The organism is Alteromonas sp. 5NS40-0096 (genome assembly GCF_057544385.1).
On record NZ_BAAJLQ010000028.1, the window covers coordinates 1 to 424 of the forward strand.

Consider the following 424-nt stretch of genomic DNA (forward strand, 5'->3'; position numbering starts at 1 on the left):
GTTTGATCTCAGTTACTCAATTTGATTGATTACTTATATCAGCTTTCCAAATTGTTAAAGAACAGGTGTAAAACGATTTCTCGTCTCACTTAGAGTAAAAAACCCTAATCAATGCTTACTTAAAAAAGTAAATATTCATTAGGATTTCATCGTATCGCATGACCAACTATGCGAATTTCTTTCTTGATTGAGGCATCGGATTGCGTAGTGTGCTGCTAGCACATGAGCAATTCGATAACGAAAAGCAAGGAAGAATGGTAGGCTTGGGCAGACTTGAACTGCCGACCTCACCCTTATCAGGGGTGCGCTCTAACCAGCTGAGCTACAAGCCTGTGGTGGAGCTAAGCAGGATCGAACTGCTGACCTCCTGCGTGCAAGGCAGGCGCTCTCCCAGCTGAGCTATAGCCCCATTCAGGTCTAAATC

2 tRNA genes are annotated in these 424 nt (G+C 43.9%); both read right to left on the minus strand.

From position 1 onward, the window contains the following. Positions 1-255 precede the first annotated feature (255 nt). A tRNA-Ile gene (locus tag AC27G9_RS21275) sits at positions 256-332 on the minus strand. A 1-nt stretch (position 333) separates the two neighbouring features. Next, a tRNA-Ala gene (locus tag AC27G9_RS21280) sits at positions 334-409 on the minus strand. Between the last annotated feature and the right edge of the window lie 15 nt (positions 410-424).